Annotated in this window: 19 protein-coding genes and 1 pseudogene; 5 read left to right on the forward strand and 15 right to left on the reverse strand. The window is 64.0% G+C overall.

What is annotated here, in order from left to right:
• Window positions 1-173 precede the first annotated feature (173 nt).
• From AB6809_RS22685 to waaA, 4 genes are all read left to right on the forward strand, one after another.
• Window positions 174-1568 carry a phosphomannomutase/phosphoglucomutase gene (locus tag AB6809_RS22685; protein ID WP_006048597.1) on the forward strand — a complete coding sequence of 465 codons (1395 nt, stop codon included), beginning with the start codon at window positions 174-176 and terminating at the stop codon, window positions 1566-1568.
• 286 nt (window positions 1569-1854) lie between these two features.
• Window positions 1855-2856, forward strand: coding sequence for a lipopolysaccharide heptosyltransferase I (gene waaC, locus AB6809_RS22690; protein WP_029971088.1), 1002 nt, complete (start codon window positions 1855-1857; stop codon window positions 2854-2856).
• A 49-nt stretch (window positions 2857-2905) separates the two neighbouring features.
• On the forward strand, window positions 2906-3790 hold the full coding sequence (locus tag AB6809_RS22695; RefSeq protein WP_006048595.1) for a Kdo hydroxylase family protein: 885 nt from the start codon (window positions 2906-2908) through the stop codon (window positions 3788-3790).
• A 64-nt stretch (window positions 3791-3854) separates the two neighbouring features.
• Window positions 3855-5168 carry a lipid IV(A) 3-deoxy-D-manno-octulosonic acid transferase gene (gene waaA / locus AB6809_RS22700; RefSeq protein ID WP_029971089.1) on the forward strand — a complete coding sequence of 438 codons (1314 nt, stop codon included), beginning with the start codon at window positions 3855-3857 and terminating at the stop codon, window positions 5166-5168.
• Between the two features lie 111 nt (window positions 5169-5279).
• On the opposite strand, the gene ureG is transcribed toward waaA, so the two are convergent.
• The 14 genes and pseudogenes from ureG to AB6809_RS22770 all read right to left on the reverse strand — a co-directional run.
• Complete coding sequence (gene ureG / locus AB6809_RS22705; protein ID WP_006048593.1) at window positions 5280-5933, reverse strand: urease accessory protein UreG; 654 nt, start codon at window positions 5931-5933, stop codon at window positions 5280-5282.
• Between the two features lie 11 nt (window positions 5934-5944).
• Complete coding sequence (locus AB6809_RS22710) at window positions 5945-6625, reverse strand: urease accessory protein UreF (protein WP_029971090.1); 681 nt, start codon at window positions 6623-6625, stop codon at window positions 5945-5947.
• A complete protein-coding gene (ureE, locus tag AB6809_RS22715; RefSeq protein WP_029971091.1) occupies window positions 6612-7232 on the reverse strand; it encodes an urease accessory protein UreE in 621 nt (206 codons plus the stop codon). The genes AB6809_RS22710 and ureE overlap by 14 nt, the downstream gene beginning before the upstream one ends.
• Window positions 7233-7234: 2 nt before the next feature.
• A complete protein-coding gene (ureC, locus tag AB6809_RS22720; protein ID WP_006048590.1) occupies window positions 7235-8941 on the reverse strand; it encodes an urease subunit alpha in 1707 nt (568 codons plus the stop codon).
• A 52-nt stretch (window positions 8942-8993) separates the two neighbouring features.
• A complete protein-coding gene (locus AB6809_RS22725) occupies window positions 8994-9299 on the reverse strand; it encodes an urease subunit beta (RefSeq protein ID WP_006048589.1) in 306 nt (101 codons plus the stop codon).
• Window positions 9300-9324: 25 nt separating this feature from the next.
• Window positions 9325-9627: an urease subunit gamma gene (ureA, locus tag AB6809_RS22730; RefSeq protein WP_006048588.1), complete on the reverse strand. Its 303-nt coding sequence runs from the start codon at window positions 9625-9627 to the stop codon at window positions 9325-9327.
• Between the two features lie 133 nt (window positions 9628-9760).
• The gene (locus tag AB6809_RS22735; protein ID WP_029971092.1) at window positions 9761-10561 is read right to left on the reverse strand and encodes a transporter substrate-binding domain-containing protein; all 801 of its coding nucleotides are present in this window, start codon (window positions 10559-10561) and stop codon (window positions 9761-9763) included.
• Between the two features lie 251 nt (window positions 10562-10812).
• Window positions 10813-11706, reverse strand: a complete 894-nt coding sequence (locus AB6809_RS22740; protein ID WP_029971093.1) for an urease accessory protein UreD — start codon at window positions 11704-11706, stop codon at window positions 10813-10815.
• Window positions 11707-11852: 146 nt separating this feature from the next.
• The gene (urtE, locus tag AB6809_RS22745; protein ID WP_006048585.1) at window positions 11853-12545 is read right to left on the reverse strand and encodes an urea ABC transporter ATP-binding subunit UrtE; all 693 of its coding nucleotides are present in this window, start codon (window positions 12543-12545) and stop codon (window positions 11853-11855) included.
• Window positions 12546-12601: 56 nt separating this feature from the next.
• Window positions 12602-13465 carry an urea ABC transporter ATP-binding protein UrtD gene (urtD, locus tag AB6809_RS22750; protein WP_006048584.1) on the reverse strand — a complete coding sequence of 288 codons (864 nt, stop codon included), beginning with the start codon at window positions 13463-13465 and terminating at the stop codon, window positions 12602-12604.
• Window positions 13462-14658 (reverse strand): urea ABC transporter permease subunit UrtC, encoded by a 1197-nt coding sequence (gene urtC / locus AB6809_RS22755; RefSeq protein WP_029971094.1) that lies wholly within the window; start codon window positions 14656-14658, stop codon window positions 13462-13464. The genes urtD and urtC overlap by 4 nt, the downstream gene beginning before the upstream one ends.
• A gap of 1 nt (window position 14659) precedes the next feature.
• Window positions 14660-16306, reverse strand: coding sequence for an urea ABC transporter permease subunit UrtB (gene urtB / locus AB6809_RS22760; protein ID WP_081653081.1), 1647 nt, complete (start codon window positions 16304-16306; stop codon window positions 14660-14662).
• Between the two features lie 402 nt (window positions 16307-16708).
• Window positions 16709-18013: an urea ABC transporter substrate-binding protein gene (gene urtA / locus AB6809_RS22765; RefSeq protein ID WP_006048581.1), complete on the reverse strand. Its 1305-nt coding sequence runs from the start codon at window positions 18011-18013 to the stop codon at window positions 16709-16711.
• 672 nt (window positions 18014-18685) lie between these two features.
• Window positions 18686-19792 (reverse strand): annotated as a pseudogene (locus tag AB6809_RS22770) (DUF3443 domain-containing protein); the annotation flags it as partial.
• A 23-nt stretch (window positions 19793-19815) separates the two neighbouring features.
• Here AB6809_RS22770 and AB6809_RS22775 point away from each other — a divergent pair.
• Window positions 19816-20124, forward strand: a complete 309-nt coding sequence (locus AB6809_RS22775; RefSeq protein ID WP_371027289.1) for a hypothetical protein — start codon at window positions 19816-19818, stop codon at window positions 20122-20124.
• 272 nt (window positions 20125-20396) lie between these two features.
• Here the strand turns inward: AB6809_RS22775 and AB6809_RS22780 are convergent, their stop codons facing one another.
• A complete protein-coding gene (locus AB6809_RS22780) occupies window positions 20397-20852 on the reverse strand; it encodes a DUF2844 domain-containing protein (protein WP_029971099.1) in 456 nt (151 codons plus the stop codon).
• Between the last annotated feature and the right edge of the window lie 104 nt (window positions 20853-20956).

Consider the following 20956-nt stretch of genomic DNA (forward strand, 5'->3'; position numbering starts at 1 on the left):
TGGAGGGCGTCTAAGCATTAGAATGGCGTTACCAGGCTGGTCCGAAAAGCGCAATTATAAGTTGGAACCGGATCGCTTCCGGCAAGGGCGCGGCACCATGTCCGATCACCATGATTTACCGATCTGCATGACCGCGCCGGTCAAAATTTTCCATTGCACGCAAGTGAGCCAACATGATCTCCAAATCTATTTTCAAGGCGTATGACATTCGCGGTGTGATCGGCAAGACGCTCGACGCCGACACGGCGCGTTCGATCGGCCGCGCATTCGGCAGCGAAGTGCGTGCGCAAGGCGGCGACGCTGTAGTCGTCGCGCGCGACGGTCGCCTGTCGGGTCCGGAATTGATCCAGGCATTGTCGGACGGCCTGCGTGCGGCCGGCGTCGACGTGGTCAATGTCGGCATGGTGCCCACGCCGGTCGGCTACTTCGCGGCGAGCGTGCCGTTGCAGCTCGAAGGCGGCGAACGCCGTGTCGATTCGTGCATCGTCGTGACGGGTAGTCATAATCCGCCGGATTACAACGGCTTCAAGATGGTGCTGCGCGGCTCGGCGATTTATGGCGAGCAGATTCTCGCGCTGCATCAGCGCATCGTCGACGAAAACTTTTCCGAAGGCAGCGGCACCTACACCGACTACGACATCGCCGACGCGTATCTCGAACGCATTGCGAGCGACGTCAAGCTCGCGCGTCCGATCAAGATCGTGGTCGATACCGGCAACGGCGTCGCGGGCGGTCTCGCGCCGAAGCTCTTCAAGAAGCTCGGTTGCGAACTCGTTGAACTGTTCACCGAGATTGACGGCAACTTCCCGAACCATCACCCGGACCCGGCTCATCCGGAAAATCTTCAGGACGTGATTCGCGCGCTGAAGGAAACCGACGCGGAAATCGGCTTCGCGTTCGACGGCGACGGCGACCGCCTGGGCGTCGTCACCAAAGACGGCCAGATCATTTATCCGGACCGCCAACTGATGCTGTTCGCCGAAGAAGTTCTGTCGCGCAACAAGGGCGCGCAGATCATTTACGACGTGAAGTGCACGCGCAATCTCGCGAAGTGGGTGAAAGACAAGGGCGGCGAGCCGCTCATGTGGAAGACGGGTCACTCGCTCGTGAAAGCCAAGCTGCGCGAAACGGGCGCACCGCTCGCGGGCGAAATGAGCGGCCACGTGTTCTTCAAAGACCGCTGGTACGGTTTCGACGACGGCCTGTACACGGGCGCACGTCTGCTCGAAATCCTCACGCGCGTGCAGGACCCGAGCAAGCTGCTGAACTCGCTGCCCAACTCGCATTCCACGCCGGAACTGCAACTCAAGCTCGAGGAAGGCGAGAACTTCGAACTGATCGCGCGCCTGCAGAAGAACGCGCAATTCACCGGCGCGGACGACGTGGTGACGATCGACGGCCTGCGCGTCGAATACCCGGACGGCTTCGGCCTTGCGCGTTCGTCGAACACCACGCCGGTCGTGGTCATGCGTTTCGAAGCCGATAACGACGCGGCGCTCAAGCGCATCCAGGAAGATTTCCGCCGCGTGATAATGGCGGAGAAGGCGGACGCAAAGCTGCCGTTCTAAAAGCTTGAACGGCGGCAGCGAAGGCGCTGCGGTTTGCAATGAGCCGCAGTGGTCTTTCGCAGTTTGCGTTATAACGCGGCGCGGGTCTCACTTACCGCGCCGCGTTTTTTCATGCCGATCAGCTATGTCGCGCTAGAATTGCCGTCCTGGCGACGCGACATCAGCGCATAAGCGCATCAAGGTCGTGTCGCCGCTCGCTGGAGGTATATCGCGTGAAGCGAAGCGGCAGGTTTTTCGCCGCGCCTCTTTCAATGCATCTTAGGACCGCCTGGCCGGTTTTCCTCTCTTGAGCGTGCAAAAGATATTGATCGTGAGGGTGTCGTCGCTGGGCGACGTCGTCCATAACATGCCGGTGATCGCCGACATCCGGCGCCGCCATCCCGACGCGCAGATCGACTGGCTCGTCGAGGAAAGCTTCGTGGGGCTGGTCGAACTCGTTAGCGGCGTGCGGCGTGCGATTCCTGTGTCGCTGCGGCGCTGGCGCAAACGCATTCTTTCGCTCGACAACTGGCGCGAGATCGGCGCGTTTCGCCGCGCGCTCGCCGCCGAGCACTACGATCTCGTGATCGACTGCCAGGGGCTCATCAAGACCGCATGGGTCGCGAGCATGGCGCGCGGACCGCTCGTCGGGCTCGGCAATCGCACGGATGGCGCCGGCTACGAATGGCCGGTGCGATTCTTCTACGACAAGCGCGTGCCGATCGCGCCGCGCACGCATGTTGTCGAACGCACGCGGCAACTGGTGGCCGCGGCGCTGAACGAGCCCGAGCCGCAACCCACCGACGAGATCGACTTCGGCATCGACACGGGTCGCGCTGCGCTGGCGTTGTCGGCGGCCAATCTGAATCTTCCGGTGCCTTACGTGGTGTTCGTGCACGCGACGTCGCGCGCCGACAAGCAATGGCCCGATACCGCGTGGATCGAATTGGGCCAGGCGCTCGTGCGGCGCGGCGCGTCGATCGTCCTGCCGTGGGGCAGCGACGCCGAACGCGCGACGAGCGAGCGTCTCGCGAAGGAATTCGGCGCGGCGGCCATCGTGCCGCCGAAGTTGTCGTTGCCCGCGGTCGTCGGGTTGATCGAAGGCGCGGCTGCGACAGTCGGCGTTGACACAGGTCTGGTTCACATTGCGGCTGCGCTGAAGCGGCCCACGGTCGAGTTGTACAATTTCGCCACCGCGTGGCGTACCGGCGGCTACTGGTCGCCGAACGTCGTCAATCTCGGCACGGCCGGGCAACCGCCCACGCTGCAACAAGTGAAGTCCGCGCTTGCCGGCTTCGGCCTGCTGTAATTCGTCCGGCGCGCTTCGCCTTACGCATCATCCGTTTTCAAGGGCGATCATGAACGAAACACAGATCATCGAAGTCGCGAACGCCGACTGGCACGCACGCAATCTGTCCGTGCCGCGCGAGACGCTGCTGGCCGGCGTCGAACGCGGCAAAGTGCTGTATTTTCCGAATCTGCGCTTTGCTATCGAAGGCGGCGAGCAGGCGCTGCTCGATCCCGCGCTCGCCGATCCGAATCGCAAGAACATCAGCCTCGAACCGAACGGCGGCGCGCTGCATGGCGTGGCTGGGGACGCCGTCACGCAGTCCGCGGTGCGCGCGTTGATCGCGCGTTATCAGGCGAATGCACGCACGCTGGTCGACGGGCTCTTTCCCGAATACAACGGCCGGCTGCGGGTCGCGCCCACGAGCCTGCGGCTGCATCAGGTGGAAACGCGCCAGACCTCGTGGCGCAAGGACGATAGCCGTCTGCACGTCGACGCATTCCCGTCGCGGCCGAATTACGGCGAGCGCATTCTGCGCGTGTTCACCAACGTCAATCCGCATGGCGTGCCGCGCGTGTGGCGAGTCGGCGAACCGTTCGAGGACATGGCCAAACGCTTCCTGCCGCGCATCAAGCCGCAAATGCCGGGCGCCGCGTGGCTGCTGAATCTGCTGCATGTGACGAAGTCGCCGCGCAGCGAATACGACCATCTGATGCTCAATCTGCACGACGGCATGAAGGCCGATCTCGAGTATCAGAAGACGAGCCCGCAGGAGACCATGCCGTTTCCGCCGGGCAGCGTGTGGGTGTGTTTCTCCGACCAGACTTCGCACGCGGTGATGTCCGGTCAGTTCATGCTCGAACAGACCTTCTTTCTGCCGGTCAAGGCGATGGCGCAACCCGAGTGCGCGCCGCTCGGCATACTCGAACGCCTGAAGGGCAGGGCGCTGGTTTGAGCGCCGCTTGTTGCGAGTCGCCGGCTTCGTCAGCCCGTCGCGTGCTTCGTGATGCGGAGCGCGCATGCTGAGGGTGATCTATAACGCGCTGTGGTGGATCATCGCGCCTGTCGCCGTGCTGCGTTTGCTGATCCGCTCGCGCAAGGAGCGCGGTTATCGTCAGCATATCGGCGAGCGCTTTGGTTATGCGCGCGGACGTTTGCCGGAGGACAACGCGCCGCTGATCTGGGTGCATGCGGTGTCGGTGGGCGAGACGCGCGCCGCGCAGCCGCTGATCGACGCGCTGATGAAGGCGCGTCCCGATGCGCGCATTCTGTTGACGCACATGACGCCGAGCGGCCGCGCAACCGGCGAGCAGATTTTCGGCGACCGTGTGTTGCGCAGCTATCTGCCGTACGACATGCCTCACGCGGTGCGGCGTTTTCTGCGCGCGTGGCGGCCGTCGGTCGGTCTCGTGATGGAGACCGAAGTGTGGCCCACGCTGATCGACGAATGCCGTCGCGCGGATGTGCAACTCGTGCTGACCAATGCGCGCATGTCGGCGCGCTCATTCAAGCGCGCGGCGAAGTTCGGCGGTGCGACGAAGGACGTGTTCGGCGGCTTTGCGCGCGTGCTGGCGCAAAGTCCGTCGGATGCCGAGCGGCTCACCGCGCTCGGTGCGCGCAACGTCGCGGTGCTCGGCAATCTGAAGTTCGACATGAACACGCCGCCTGAACTGGCGGCGCGCGGTCATGCGTGGCGCGCGGCGATCGGCGCGCGTCCCGTGTGGGTTGCGGCAAGCACGCGCGAGGGCGAAGAGGAACTCGTGCTGCAGGCGTTCTCCGAGCTTGGCGTGGAAGGCGCGCTGCTGATTCTCGTGCCGCGTCATCCGCAACGCTTTAACGAAGTGGCGGCGCTCGTCGAGAAAGCGGGCTTGCGGCTCGCGCGGCGTTCGCAATGGGCGCCGGATGCGAAGGTGGCATCGGCCGCGGTGGCTGCGAGCGGCGGCGTGCCTACGTTGCCGGCGGACGTGAATGTGCTGCTCGGCGATTCGATGGGCGAACTGGGCGCTTATTATGCGGCCTCCGACTTGGCGTTTATCGGCGGCAGTCTGTTGCCGCTCGGCGGACAGAATCTGATCGAGGCATGCGCGGTCGGCGTGCCGGTGCTGATCGGCCCGCACGTGTTCAACTTCACGCAGGCCACGGCCGATGCGGTCGCCGCGGGCGCGGCGGTGCAAGTGCAAGACCCGGCCGATCTCGCCCGCGCACTGCGCGAACTCTTCAACGACAAGGCGCGGCGCCTCGCGATGGGCGGCGCGGCATCGGCCTTCGCCGCGCGCCATCGCGGCGCGACCGCGCGCACAGTGGATGTGTTGATGGCGGTGTTGCCGGAGTGAGGGGGGGCTCGGCGCTTCTTGCTAATTAATTCGTATATCCTGAAGACAACTGCGTTTCGCACCGATCACCCTCATCCGGGCGAGTGAGACGCCGAGCATCACGCTCCGCCCTCAAACCCTCAACAACCCCTTCCGCTCGATAAACCGCACCACCTGATCCAACCCGTCGAGCGCCTTCAGATTGGTCATCACGAAAGGCCGCTCGCCGCGCATTTTCTTCGCGTCTGAGGCCATCACGTCGAGGTTCGCGCCGACCATCGGCGCGAGGTCCGTCTTGTTGATCACGAGCAAATCCGACTTCGTTATGCCGGGGCCGCCCTTGCGCGGGATCTTCTCGCCGCCGGCCACGTCGATCACGTAGATCGTCAGGTCCGACAGTTCCGGGCTGAAGGTTGCCGCGAGGTTATCGCCGCCCGATTCGATGAAAACGATGTCCGCGTCCGGGAAGCGCGTGAGCATGCGGTCGACGGCTTCGAGGTTGATCGACGCGTCCTCGCGAATCGCCGTATGCGGGCAGCCGCCCGTCTCGACGCCCATGATGCGCTCGGCCGGCAACGCGCCCGCCACCGTCAGCAGGCGCTGATCTTCTTTCGTATAGATGTCGTTGGTGATCGCGACAAGATCGTATTGTTCGCGCATCGCCTTGCAGAGCATTTCGAGCAGCGTGGTCTTGCCCGAGCCGACCGGACCGCCGACGCCCACGCGCAGCGGCGGCAGTTTCTTCGTGCGAACGGACGAGTGAGCGGAATGTTGAGGTGCGTTCATGATGGATCGATTTATGAGCGAAAGAGCCGCGAATACTGCGACTCGTGACGCGCCGACAGAATGCCGAGCTGCGGCGCGAACGTATTGATATGTTCCGGCGATGTCGCGAGCGCGCGCGTGACCGCAGCGTCGATCGGTCCGCGCAACGCGACGATAATGCGCTGCCCCGCGAGTTGCCCGAGCGGCACCGCCTTCAATGCGGCAGCGGCCTGGTTCTCCACCCAACTGAATGCGTACGCGGCGAGAGCGGCATCGACCGCTGCATCGTGCGCGTAGGCGGCGAAAGCGAATGCCGTGGGCTGCGCGAGCGGCGTGATCGCGCCAAGCGTCGCGCGCCGCGCTGCATCGCTCCATTCGAGCGACACGCACAATTGCCGCAGCGACCACCCCATTTGCTCGGTCTCGCGACGCAACTCGGCAGACTCGCGGCTCGCGAGGAATTCGCGGTTCGCTTGTGCGAGGCCGTCGGCGTCGTGCGTGCGCCAGCGTTCCATTTGATGCGCGAGGAACGGCAGTTCGCCATGCGCGAGCACGTCGGTCAGGCCGCTTGCGATCCAGTCGCGGGCCGAGTCGGCGTCGGTGATCAGTTGCGCTTCAATCGCCGCTTCGAGACCCTGCGAATAACTGAATGCGCCGATCGGCAATGCCGGCGACGCGAGATGCAATAGCGCGGTGAGTTCAGCGATGCGCATGGTGAGAGTGATGCGCGTGGCCGCAAGATTCGTCGTGTACGTGGCCTTCGTGATCGTGCGAATGGCCGTGATCGTGCGAATGCTCATGCCCATGATGCTCGCCGAACACCTGCTGCGCCAACGCATAGTCTTCGGCGAAAGTCTCGTCGTGGCCATGCTTGTGACCGCCGCCATACGCGCCCGACTCGGGCTGAAACGGCATCGACACCTGATCGACGGTTGCTCCGATGCGCTTCAACATATCGGCGAGAACCGGATCGAATTCGAGCTTCAGATAATCCGCGCCGACTTCAACCGGCGTATGACGATTGCCGAGGTGATACGCGGCGCGCGTGAGCGTCAGCGTATCTTTCGCGCGGACCACGAGCACGGTTTCCGCTGCGGCGACCACGCGCACGAGGCCGCCGTCGTCGGCGACCAGCACATCGCCGTCGCGCAGAACAGTGCCGCGCGGCAGCAGCATCGCCACTTCCTCGCCGTTATCGAGCGTGGCCGCGAGGCGGCTCTTGCGACGTTCGTCGAACGCGAGTGTCAAGGTCGGCGCGCGCTTGACCAGCACGGGCGCGAGCTTCAGATGAGGTGCAAGCAGTTTGTCGAGTGTGCGCATGATTAGAACAGGAAATAGCGTTGCGCCATCGGCAAGACAGTGGCCGGTTCGCAGGTCAGCAGTTGACCATCGGCGATCACCTGATAGGTTTCGGGATCGACGCTGATCGACGGACGCCACGCGTTGTGAATCATGTCGGCCTTCGTGATGTTGCGGCAGTTCTTCACGGCCACGATACGCTTGTTCAAACCATAACGCTCGGCAACGCCAGCCTCGGCGGCGAGTTGCGAAACGAAAGTCAGCGACGTGCGCCCCAACGCACCGCCGCGCGTCGCGAACATCTCGCGATAATGCACCGGCTGCGGCGTGGGAATCGACGCGTTGGGGTCGCCCATCTGCGCCATCGCGATCATGCCGCCCTTAAGAATCAGCGAAGGCTTGATGCCGAAGAACGCCGGCTCCCAGAACACGAGGTCGGCCCATTTGCCCGGCTCGATGGACCCGACTTCATGCGCGATGCCGTGCGTGATCGCGGGGTTGATCGTGTACTTGGCGACGTAACGCTTCGCGCGAAAGTTGTCGTGACGCGCGCCGTCTTCGGGCAGCGCGCCGCGCTGCACCTTCATCTTGTGCGCGGTCTGCCATGTGCGGATGATCACTTCGCCCACGCGCCCCATCGCCTGCGAATCGGACGACAGCATCGAGAGCGCGCCGAGATCGTGCAGGATGTCTTCGGCGGCAATCGTCTCGCGGCGTATGCGCGACTCGGCAAACGCAATATCTTCCGCAATCGACGGGTCCAGGTGATGGCACACCATCAGCATGTCGAGATGCTCTTCGAGCGTGTTGACGGTGTAAGGGCGCGTCGGATTCGTCGACGAGGGCAGCACGTTCGCCTCGCCGCATACCTTGATGATGTCCGGCGCGTGGCCGCCGCCCGCGCCTTCGGTGTGGTACGTGTGGATCGTGCGGCCCTTGAACGCGGCCACGGTCGCTTCGACGAAACCCGCTTCGTTCAGCGTGTCCGTGTGAATCGCGACCTGCGTGTCGGTGTCATCGGCAACGGAGAGACAGTTGTCGATCGCGGCCGGCGTCGTGCCCCAGTCCTCGTGCAGCTTCAGGCCGATCGCGCCCGCGGCGATCTGTTCGAGCGCGGGCTGCGGCTGGCTCACGTTGCCCTTGCCGAGAAAGCCGAGGTTCATCGGATAACCGTCGGCGGCTTGCAGCATGCGTTCGAGATGCCACGGACCCGGCGTGCAAGTGGTCGCATTCGTGCCAGTGGCCGGGCCGGTGCCGCCGCCGAGCATCGTCGTCACGCCGCTCGCGAGCGCTTCTTCAATCTGCTGCGGGCTGATGAAGTGAATATGCGTGTCGATGCCGCCCGCCGTCACGATCAGTCCTTCGCCGGCGATCACTTCGGTGGACGCGCCAATCGCAATCGTCACGTTCGGCTGAATGTCGGGATTGCCCGCTTTGCCGATCGCGGCAATGCGGCCGTCCTTGATGCCGATGTCGGCCTTCACGATGCCCCAGTGATCGAGAATCACCGCATTCGTCACGACAGTATCGACAACCTCGGCATGCACGCGCTGCGACTGGCCCATGCCGTCGCGAATCACTTTGCCGCCGCCGAATTTCACTTCCTCGCCATAAGTCGTGAAGTCGCGCTCGACTTCGATCAGCAACTCGGTGTCGGCGAGACGCACGCGGTCGCCGGTGGTGGGGCCGAACATTTCCGCGTATGCGCGGCGGCCAATGCGTAAGGTCATGGTGTGGGTCCGGAAATGAGCAGGTCGTTCGGGGCGAGTGCCCGCAAGGGCATCACAGCTTGCCCATCACCTTGCCGTTAAAGCCGTAGACGATGCGCTCGCCCGCCAGTTCGACGAGTTCGACGGTGCGCTCCTGGCCTGGCTCGAAGCGCACGGCCGTGCCCGCCGCGATGTTCAGGCGAAAGCCGCGCGCGGCTTCGCGGTCGAACGCGAGCGCGTCGTTCACTTCGTAGAAATGGTAGTGCGAGCCGATCTGCACCGGCCGGTCGCCGGTATTCGACACGACGACCGTGACGGTGGCGCGGCCCGCGTTGAGTTCGTGCTCGCCGTCGTCGGTGAGGAGTTCGCCGGGAATCATGGGCGTGCCTTTGTGGTTCAGCGGATCAAGGGATCGGATGATGAACGGTGACGAGCTTCGTGCCGTCAGGGAAGGTCGCCTCGACCTGAATGTCGGGGATCATCTCGGGCACGCCTTCCATCACGTCGTCGCGTGTGAGCAGCGTCGTGCCGTAGTGCATGACCTCGGCGACGGTCTTGCCGTCGCGCGCCGCTTCCATCAGCGCGGCGGTGATGAAGGCGACCGCTTCCGGATAGTTCAGTTTGAGGCCGCGCGCGCGGCGCCGTTCGGCAAGCAGCGCAGCGGTGAAAATCAGCAGCTTGTCCTTCTCGCGAGGTGTCAGCTTCATCGAATGAGTGCGGTGAGTGGCGCCCGGTCCAAGTGGATCGGGTCGCGACAATGATATGCGTTGCGGGTCGCGGATGCGACCCGTGCAATGCCGGACCAAACAGCGACGCTATCAAGTCCGGCTAACGGCGCGCTTACAGATCGGCAGGCAGCGCCGCGCCGAACCACTTCTTCGACATCGTGTTGAACGTGCCGTCCTGCTTCGCCTGCGCGATCGCGGCGTTGACCTTCTGCTGCAGGCGCGGCTCGTTCTTGTTCATGCCGACGAAGCACGGCGAGTTCTTGATGACGAACTTCGGCTCCGGACGGCGCGGCGGATTCTTCGCGAGGATCGCTGCCGCGACGATGTTGCCCGCCGCGATCAGTTGAACCTGGCCCGACAGAAATGCGGCGATGGTCGCGTTGTTGTCCTCGAAGCGCTTGATCGTCGCGTTCGGCGCCATTTGCGTGAGGCCGAGTTCCTCGAGCGCGCCGCGCGTCGCGCCGACCGTCTTGCCGGTGAGGTCGGCGGGGCCGCTCACCTTGACGTCGGCGGGACCGAACACGCCCTGGTAGTACGGCGCGTACGCGGTCGAGAAGTCGATCACTTTCTCGCGATCCGGCGTCTTGCCGAGCGACGAGATCACGAGGTCGACCTTGTTCGTTTGCAGATACGGAATGCGGTTCGCGCTGTTGACGGGCACGAGTTCGAGCTTCACGTTCATCGACTTCGCGAGCAGCGCGGCCGTCTCGATGTCGTAGCCTTGGGGCTTCATGTCCGGGCCGACCGAGCCGAATGGCGGATAGTCCTCGGGCACGGCGACTTTCAGCACGCCCGCCTTGGCGATGTTGTCGAGCGTGTCCGCGTGGGCGGGCACGGTGACGGCGAGGACAGGCGAGGCGAGCAGTGCGGCGAGCAGCGTGCGGCGCATGGAACGAAGCGTGGGTCGGTTCATGTGATGTAGGCGTGGTCCAGGCGTGGTGTGGTCGGTGTGCGCGTTCGGGCGCGATGTCGACGCGCGAGGCGCGGCAGCATCGCGCGCTAACAACGCAAGGTGTGTGCCATCGTGGTGCGGCGGGCGCGAGCGGGGAGTTTTCAGCGCGGCGCACCATGTGGGGGCTCGCCGTTGCGCCAGTGTGGTGCGGGGCTGTCTTACGCGGTGAAAGCGCGGCGGCGCGCTAGGTGGTCCAGATTAGGTGGCCCAGATCAGGTGGTCCAGATTCTTAGTGGCACGGCATCGACGCCGTGCACGATGGGGCGCAACTGCATCCAGCATTGCGTCAACGCGCGTTGCAAGCTCTCCATTGAACGCGAGAGGACACGAACCAGCAACACGCCGCTCGTCACGCAAGTGGCCGCTGCGCGTATCGTGCTGTCGAATGGAAGCTGAGCGGTCAGCGCCTCGGCGAGCGCGTCGTCGCAAGCAGCGCCGATCGCCCACAGCGTGCCGTACGCGGGAAAGCCGCCGAGTCCTTGAGCGGCATCGCGCAACGGGTCGTCGGCGGCGAGGCTCGCGCGCTCGAACCACAGCAAGTCGCCGTTCATGTCGTTCTTTGCCCGCACGATCCGCGACACCGCCCGCAGACTTCCCTCCGACCACCGCTCGCCAGCCGCTTGCCGGCCCAACTGCGTCGCGTCCCAGCCGATCGCGGTCGCGCCTTCGTCGAGTGTCAGCGAAAAATCCAGCGCCGCATTCGCATGATCGAACACGATGTTGTTCTGCGGCAGCCAGTCGAGCTTCGCGTTCTCGCCGACGTGCACGGCGATGTTTTGCCGCGCGGCGCGTCCATTGGACTTGTACCACTTGGTCGCGCCTGGCGTCGTGATGACGGCATGCGCGGCGGCGCCGACATTCACGCTGATGTCGAGCTGATCGCCGCCCGCAATCCCGCCGGGCGGATGCACGATCACCGCATGACAGATGGACTCGCCCTCGGGATAAAGCGGCCGCTGCACGCGCAACGGTCCATCGTGGAGCCGGTGTTCAAGCGCCGTGCGCTGAGCTCGCCTGACGAAGCCGAGTTCGAGACGCGCGCGCCATTGCGCATGCGCTTCGCTTTGCGCATTGGCCAACGTGAGGTGGTTTTCGTGAAGCGACATGCAAGTGGACGTGCTAATGAACGTGCTAATGAGCGTGCGATCGATGTGTGAGTACAGGAACTACAGGCGCGAGCCGGAGCTAACGCGAGGCCCGCGCAACACGAACAAGACGCGCCGAGCATAGCACGCGAACCAACGCGCACAAGTCACACCGCGATCAGCGCACGCACGCCGTCCGCATCCATATTCGCGCCTTCTCCGCCCGCGACGATCTCGCCACGGCTCATCACCCAATAGCGGTCGGCGATCTCCTTCGCGAAGTCGTAGTACTGCTCCACAAGCAGCACCGTCATGCCCATTTCCTCGACCAGTTGACGCAGCGTGCGGCCAATATCCTGAATGATCGACGGCTGAATGCCTTCCGTCGGTTCATCGAGAATCAGCAGTTGCGGCTCGCTCATCAGCGCGCGGCCAATCGCGAGCTGTTGCTGCTGACCGCCCGACAGATCGCCGCCGCGGCGCCCGCGCATGTCCTTCAGCACCGGAAACAATTCGTAGATGCGCTCGGGGACTTTCTTCGGCGCTTTCTTGCTGGCCGCGCCCACCAGCAGATTTTCTTCGACGGTGAGCCGCGGAAAAATATCGCGCCCTTGCGGCACATAAGCGAGGCCATGCTCGACGCGCGAATACGTGGGCAGCTTCGTGATCGGCGCGCCGCGCCACGCGATGGAGCCGCTCTTCGTCTGCACGACGCCCATCAGGCAGCGCAGCAGCGTGGTCTTGCCGACGCCGTTGCGGCCCAGCAGCACAGTGAGCTTGCCGTCGGGCACGGTCAGCTTCACATCGCGAAGAATGTGGCTGCCGCCGTAGTACTGGTTGAGGTTTTGTACTTCTAGCATGGTGGTCCGGTCCTGTGATTCTCTGCGCGCTGATCGGGCTAACTAATAGAGCTAACTCAGCGGCCGAGATACGATTCGATCACGGTCTCGTCGCGTTTGACGTCGTCGAGCGTGCCGTGCGCGAGCACGCGTCCTTCGGCCATCACCGTGACCTTGCCGGTCTTGCCCGACAGTGCCGCGACGAACTCCATATCGTGCTCGACCACCATCATCGAGCAGGTGCCGCGCAGATGGTTGAGCAGTTCGGCGAGCTGCATGGTTTCGTCGTCGGTCATGCCGGCGGCGGGTTCGTCGAGCAGCAGCAGCGCGGGTTGTTGCATCAGCAACATGCCGATCTCGAGCCGCTGCTTTTGTCCATGCGACAACTCGCCGGCCAAACGCCGCGCCTCGCTTTCGAGACCGATCAACGCCAGCGTTTCTTCGATGCGCGCTTGCGCCTCGCGATCGAGCCGCGCACGCAATGAAGCGAGCCAGCCCTTGTCGGTTTTCATCGCCAGTTCGAGGTTTTCCCACACGGGATGCTGCTCGAAAACCGTCGGCTTCTGAAACTTGCGTCCGATGCCGGCGCGCGCGATGGATGGCTCGTTCATCCGCGTCAGGTCGATCGACTGGCCGAGAAACACCTTGCCGGAATCGGGCGCGGTCTTGCCGGTGATCACATCCATCATCGTCGTCTTGCCCGCGCCGTTCGGGCCGATGATGCAGCGCAATTCGCCGGCGTCGATGGAAAGCGTCAGCGCGTTCAACGCGCGAAAGCCGTCGAAGCTCACGGTCACGTCGTCGAGATACAGGATCGTGCCGTGCGACACGTCGATCTCGCCCGGCACGACCGCGTGCCCCATGCTGGCGACGCCGCTTAGCGCATGCTCGGAAGGTTGTTCGGGCAACGCGAGATCGGGAACCATCGGATTTTCGTTCATGAGCGGTTCCTCTTGCGGGTCACGAGTTCGATGAGTCCCATGATGCCGTTCGGCAAGAACAGCGGGACCAGCACGAAAATCAGACCGAGAAAGAACAGCCAGTATTCAGGGAAATTCGCCGTGAAAAAGCTCTTCGCGCCGTTGACCGCGAACGCGCCGACAATCGGCCCAATCAGCGTGCCGCGTCCGCCCACGGCGACCCAGATCGCCATTTCAATCGAATTGCCCGGCGACATTTCGCCGGGATTGATGATGCCGACTTGCGGCACATACAACGCGCCGGCAATGCCGCACAGCACCGCGGACACGGTCCACACGAACAGCTTGTAGGCGAGCGGGCTATAGCCGAGGAACATGAGGCGCGTCTCGCCGTCGCGCACGGCGGTGACGACGCGGCCTAGCTTCGACGTGACGATCGCGCGCGCGCCGATGAACGCGAGAATCAGCACGGCAAACGTAATCAGCAGCAACGCGGTGCGCGTACCCGGGTGCGTGATCGCGAAGCCGCCGATGCGCTTGAAATCCGTAAAGCCGTTATTGCCGCCGAAGCCCGTTTCGTTGCGATAGAACAGCAGCATCGCGGCGAAGGTCATGGCCTGCGTGATGATCGACAGATACACGCCTTTCACGCGCGAGCGGAACGTGAAGAAGCCGAACACCCACGCGACCACGGCCGGCACCAGCACGACCAGCAGCAGCGCATAGCCGAGATATTGCGTGCCTTCCCAGTACCAAGGCAGTTGATGCCAGTCGAGGAACACCATGAAGTCGGGCAGGTCGCTGCCGTACTTGCCGTCGTGACCGATGGCGCGCATCAGGTACATGCCGATTGCGTAGCCGCCGAGCGCGAAGAACAGCGCATGACCGAGGCTCAGAATGCCGCAGTAGCCCCACACGAGATCGAGCGCCAGCGCGGCGATCGCGTAGCACATGAACTTGCCGGTGATCGTCATCGCGTAGGCGGACAGATGCAGCGGGCTCGTCTCCGGCACGACGAGCGTGGCGAATGGCACGCCGAGCCCGAACACGATGATCAACGCGATCAGCGCGAGCCACGCGCGCCGCGACAGCAGCGCGGGACGCGGCGGCAAGCCGAGCGCGAAGCCGGATTGCGCGGCGCGCGTTTCGGCGCCGCTTGTGCCGTGCGTGCCGACGTGAGCCGGCGCGTTCGAAGAAGAAGTCGCAGATGTCATGTCATGCCTCCGCGCTGCGGCCCTTGAGGGCGAACATGCCCTGCGGACGCTTCTGGATGAACAGCACGATCAGCACGAGCACCGCGATCTTCGCGAGCACGGCGCCCCAGAACGGTTCGATCGCCTTGCTGACGAGTCCGAGCCCGAAGCCGCCGATCACCGTGCCCGCCAGTTGACCGACGCCGCCCAGCACGACCGCCATGAACGAATCGATGATGTAGCTCTGACCGAGGTCAGGGCCGACGTTGCCGATCTGCGAGAGCGCGCAGCCGCCGAGTCCCGCGATGCCCGCGCCGAACGCGAACGCATACGAATCGACGCGCGCGGTTTTCACGCCGACGCAAGCGGCCATGCGACGGTTTTGCGTGACGGCGCGCACGAACAGACCCAGGCGCGTCTTCGTCAACACGGCCCATGCAATGCCGACGACAAAGAGCGCAAACGCGAGGATCACGAGGCGGTTATACGGCAGGATCAGATTCGGCAACACGGTTACGCCGCCGCTCATCCACGAAGGGTTCACGACTTGCACGTTCTGCGCGCCGAACAGCATGCGCGTTGCCTGGATCAGAATCAGGCTGATGCCGAACGTGGTCAGCAGCGTTTCGAGCGGACGGCCATACAGATGCTTCAGCACAAGCCGCTCGATGACGATGCCGACAAGCGCCGCCGCGACGAACGACGCAGGCACCGCGAGCAGCGGATACCAGTCGAACGCGCCGGGCGCGAAGCGTTGAAAGAGGTTCTGCACGACATAGGTGGCGTAAGCGCCGATCATCAAAAATTCACCGTGCGCCATGTTGATGACGCCGATCAGGCCATACGTGATCGCGAGGCCGAGCGCGGCGAGCAGCAGCACGCTGCCGAGCGACAGACCCGCGAACAGCGTGCCGGCAATCGCGCTGCGGCGCTGGATTGCATCGAGTTCGTCGATGCCCGTTTGTGCCGCGGCCCGCACGCGAGCGTCCGTTTCGGCGAACGTGCCGTCGGGCTTCTTCGCGACGAGCGGACGCAGCAGTTCGTTCATGTCGAGGTCGTGGCGAGCGGCGACGAGTTGCACCGCTTCGAGGCGTTTCGTCGCGTCCGCGTCATGCAGCGCGGTCATGGCCCAAAGCGTATCGAGGCGCTTCTTGAGCGCCGGGTCGGTTTCCTTTGCGCGGGCCGCGTCGACGAGTGGTTTGATCGACGGGTCCGGGTTTTTCAGCAGCGCATTGATGGCTTCTTCGCGCGTCGTTTTGTCGGCGGAGTCGAGTTGCAGGCCGGAGAGCGCGCCTGATACTTTTGAGCGCAGCAGGTTGTTTAGCGTGACGGGCTGGGCGTCGCTGGCTTCCACTGGTTTGCCGGTGACTGCATCGTGCAGCGTGTCGCCGTCTTGTAGCAGGACGGCGCCGGAGTCGGTGGCGAGGACCGCGTCTTCGGACAGCGCCTTTAACACCGTCAGCGATTCCTTGTCGTGGTTCGCGATGAGTTTGTCGATGGCTGCGGACTTGGCGTCGAAGTCGTCGGCGGCGAGCGGCGCGACATCGGCGGTGGTCAGCGCGAACGCGGTGTGTGGCGTTAGCGTGGCTAATGTTGCTAACGCGAACAGTGCAGATGCGGTGCCGCGTCGAGCGAACCGCTGCGCAGAAGCGAGAAATGGAAACGCCATGATGGCCTTTGAAGAATGACTAGCGACGCGGCGCGATGCAAGGCAGCGTTTCGCGCGATGGGTTGCGGGAGCGCTGCGGATGCTTGTGGCCGGCCGCTTGTTGTGGCGAGGTGCTGGCGGCGCGATGCGGCGTAGTGCGGCGGTGCAGTACGACGGCGCAGGACGACCAGCAGTGCGACAGCGCAGTACGACACACGACGCGACCACGGAGTACGACCACGCAACACGGCGACGCAGTGCAACCCACGCACTACGCGATCCACACGATTCGAGCAACGCACGACCACGCAATTCAACCCGAAGCCATGCGCCGCAAAGCGACTCCCCGCACGCGCCCCGCAACCACAAAATCAACGCATCGCAACGGCAACACAAGCCGCCGCGACACGCCACACCACGCAATCAGGCGACCCGCGACCGCGAGCGCTTCAGAAACGCCGGAATCGAACTCACCACATCCGGCTTGCCTGCATTGCCCGCGATAAACGGACTCCACGGCTGCGCGCGAACCGCGGTCTTGGTGCGCCATACGACATTGAACTGACCGTCCGCGCGCACTTCGCCGATCATCACCGGCTTATGCAGATGGTGGTTGCCGTCCATCTCGAGCGTGAAGCCCGACGGCGCCGCGAACTGCTGGCCGACCATCGCCACGCGAACCTTGTCGACGTCCGTGCTCTTGGCCTTCTCGACCGCCTGCTTCCACATGTGAATGCCGACGAAAGTCGCTTCCATCGGATCGTTCGTCACGCGCTTCGTGCCGCCCGGCAGGTTGTTTTCCTTGACCCACGCGGCCCATTGCTTCTTGAACTTCTCGTTGGCCGGATTGCGCACCGACATGAAGTAGTTCCATGCCGCGAGATTGCCGACGAGCGGCTTGGTGTCGATGCCGCGCAGTTCTTCCTCGCCGACCGAGAACGCGACGACCGGCACGTCCGACGCCTTCAGCCCCTGGTTGCCGAGTTCCTTGTAGAAGGGCACGTTCGAATCGCCGTTCACCGTCGAGATCACGGCCGTCTTGCCGCCTTGCGAGAAGGTCTTGATGTTCGCGACGATGGTCTGGTAGTCGCTATGGCCGAACGGCGTGTAGACCTCCTGGATGTCGGCGTCCTGCACGCCCTTCGACTTCAGAAACGCGCGCAGGATCTTGTTGGTCGTGCGCGGATACACATAGTCGGTGCCGAGCAGGAAGAAGCGCTTCGCGCCGCCGCCTTCCGCGCTCATCAGATATTCGGTTGCGGGAATCGCCTGCTGGTTCGGCGCGGCGCCCGTGTAGAACACGTTGCGCGACATCTCTTCGCCTTCGTACTGCACGGGGTAGAACAGCAGGCCGTTGAGTTCCTCGAAGACCGGCAGCACCGACTTGCGCGACACGGAAGTCCAGCAGCCGAACACCACCGCGCATTTTTCCTGCGTGATCAGTTGACGCGCTTTTTCTGCGAAGAGCGGCCAGTTCGATGCCGGGTCGACGACCACCGGCTGAAGCTGACGGCCCATCACGCCACCGTTCTTGTTGATGTCCGCGATCGTCATCAGCGCGGTGTCTTTCAGCGATGTCTCGGAGATCGCCATCGTGCCCGACAGCGAATGCAGGATGCCTACCTTGATCGGGCCGCTTGAGGACTGTGCGTGCGCGAACGGCACGCGGCCTGCAAGCGCGAGCGCGCCGGACATGGAGCCGAACTTCAACAGACTGCGACGTTTCATGTGTATCCCCTTGCCATTGATGATGAATGTTTATGGGCGTCGATCTCAGCCACAGGGGCGTGCCCTGCATGATTTGCCGCTCCTGTACTGCAAGGCATATGCCATGTTGATGAAACGCGCGGGATGGCAGCGTCGCGCGCTGTGGCGCGGCCCGGAGCAAGCGGGCTTATGCGTGCTGGCGTACGAATGTGGTGCATGCAGATGGGATGCGCCTCGTTCGGGTGCGGGACGCGCCGCGACGAGGCGTGAGAATAGGCAAGCGGGCTTTGACGGTGCACATGCGCAGCGGCGTTGTGCATGGGGATGCGGCGCTTGCGGTGGCGCTCGCGTATGGCGGTGGTTGTGGCGAACGCAACGCGCCGCTGAGATTGCGCTCGCCTTTCACGGCCGGCGTGAGAGGGGCAGCGTACTGTTCGATAGCGCTCGCGTTTCACCGCCGGCTTGGCGAAGACAGCGCACGCGCTCGATCGGGTGCGAGCGCGGCTATCGCCGCGTGGTTCGTCGGCCTCGGCGGCTTTTCCGAGGTGATCGAAACCGCAAGATCGCGGCGATATTCGCGGCCGCCGCCGGCGTGTCCAATGTGAGCTAATGAACGCGTGTGAATGGTCTTGCACGAGGCCGGCTGTTGCCTTTGCCAGCCTCGCGTATTACCCGCGTTATGCGTCGGCTTTCTTAGAACGCAACGAAGGGCCCGCTCTGCGGTCCGGCTTGTGAGCCGCTAAGCGCCGTATAAACACTGCGGCCGAAGAAGAACGGCAAGCCCCAGATGAAATAGCCCGAGACCGACGTGTACGCGGCGATGTTGTCGAACGCGGCATACGTGCCGGCGAGGAGGCTCGCGGTGTTGGCGACCTGGAAGGGCACGGTCGCGGACTTGAGCGCGCCGCTCGTCGGCTTGAGCACGGCGGACAGGCTCAACGTGGTCGATGGCGTATAGCGGCCCCATGCATCGAACGGAATGGCCGTGTCGCCGAAGATGGTGATGTTCGAGCCGCTGTCGATCACGCCGTTGCCGAACGCGCTTCCTTTGTACGTCGTCGTGAAAAAGCCGTTGCTGTCGAGCGGGATGATGTTCGCGGTCGACGGCAGCGCGTTGTTCTGCTGCGTGCCGATGCCGAACACGAGCTCGCCCGTCGCGCTCGCCTGGCCGCCCGGCTGCAACGAAGGAAGACGGATGATCGTGCCGTTGTTGTCGGTCGTGAAGTCCGCAACCGGATTCATGACCTGCGTATCGAGCGGCACGCGCGTGTTCGCGCACGGACCCGACGACGGACAGTAATAGTACGTTGCCGGCAACACATATTGCGCGGCGAGCGGGAAGTCGCGGACCGCCGAGCCGATGCCGACCACGCCGTTCGCGCCGAGCTGCGCGACGCTACCAATATCGACGACGCCGCGCGACGCGCAATCGGTCGGCGTCGGATTCGCGCCGTCGCTGATGATCTGCACCGGCAGACTGCCCGCCAGCTTTCCGCCGATGCTCACGTCCGCGCGCTTGACCGAGCCCCACGTGTAACCCGACGCAAAGATCGCGCACTGGGAGATGGACGCGTTGTGCGTGGGATCGTCGGTCGCGCCTGTCTGCGCCGGCAAGCTGCCCGCCAGCGCCGACCCGAGCGCGCTCGCCATCACACGCACGCCTGCCGAGCCGGTATCGAGCAACATGTGATCGATGGTCGCGCATTGATTCGCGCCTTGCACGCCGGGAATGCAGATCGTGACCGTGACGTACGGCGTGTTCGCGTAGCCGCCTGTCCATCGTTCTATTGTAATGGGGGCTGTGTTTTGCGTTGGTGTGGGCGTTGGCGTGGGCGTTGGTGTGGGCGTTGGTGTCGGTGTTGGGGTTGGGGTTGGTGTCGGTGTCGGTGTCGGAGTTGGAGTTGGAGTTGGAGTCGGAGTCGGAGTTGGAGTTGGTGTCGGAGTCGGAGTCGGAGTTGGTGTCGGAGTCGGAGTCGGTGTTGGTTTCGGCGTCGGCGTCGGAGTCGGTGTTGGTTTCGGGGTTGGCGTCGGCGTCGGCGTCGGCGTTGGTGTCGGTGCCGGAGTCGGAGTTGGCGTCGGTGTCGGAGCCGGGGATGGCGTCGGAGTCGGCCTTGGCGTGGGCGTGGGCGTAGGCGTCGGAACAGGCGCCGGAATCGGAGTCGGCACAGGCGTCGGAGCCGGAGCAGGTGCCGGAGTCGGAGTCAGAGCCGGCGAAGGACGCGGACTCGAAGCCGGACTCACAGAATCCGCTTTATCGTTATTCTGCACCGCCGCGCCCGATGCGTCGTCGTCGCCGCCACCGCCGCCGCAACCGGAAAGCCCGACGCTAGCCGTGAGCAAAGCGAAGCAAACTGTCTTGCTGAAAGTCTTCATTATTTTCTTCTTCGTAAATCGACGCGGGCCGTTACCGGACATCTTCTGCACGGACATTCGCCGGCAGCAGCCGCGGCAAAATCGCTTTGCCGAAGAAATTGCCAGGCCGGCCGACCGACTCGATCTGGAAGTCGTCGCTACGGTCGATTAACGGACCGGTGCCGCGAGGCTTACCCGCACCCGCCGACGCCGCGCGATGAAAATAATTGCCTAGCAGCGCATTCATGTCGGGGCGCACCGGCCCCTGCCACGCGACGGCAAACACGACGTTATTGGGCTGCACATATTCGCGAATCGTGACGCCGTCCGCGTCGCGCGCTTCACGCACGGTGTACGAGGCGGAAGCCAAAGCGGTGGGCGCGGCAACGGCGGCGGACCGCAGCCGTGACTGCGACGCTGCGCTGATCGTCGGCGCGCCGCCCAACGCCGCATAGGAAGCCAGCGGTAACATCACCGCAGCGGCGAGCGCGGCCTTCACAAGATTCATCGCAATGCTCCAGAAAACAGGTCGGAGCATGTTGCCAGCGCAGCCGTACCGGAATATGCCGACAAAGCTGAATGTGTCCTGGGAAATGGCGCAAGAAGGCGCAG

The organism is Paraburkholderia sp. RCC_158 (genome assembly GCF_041355255.1).
Lineage (GTDB): Bacteria > Pseudomonadota > Gammaproteobacteria > Burkholderiales > Burkholderiaceae > Paraburkholderia > Paraburkholderia graminis.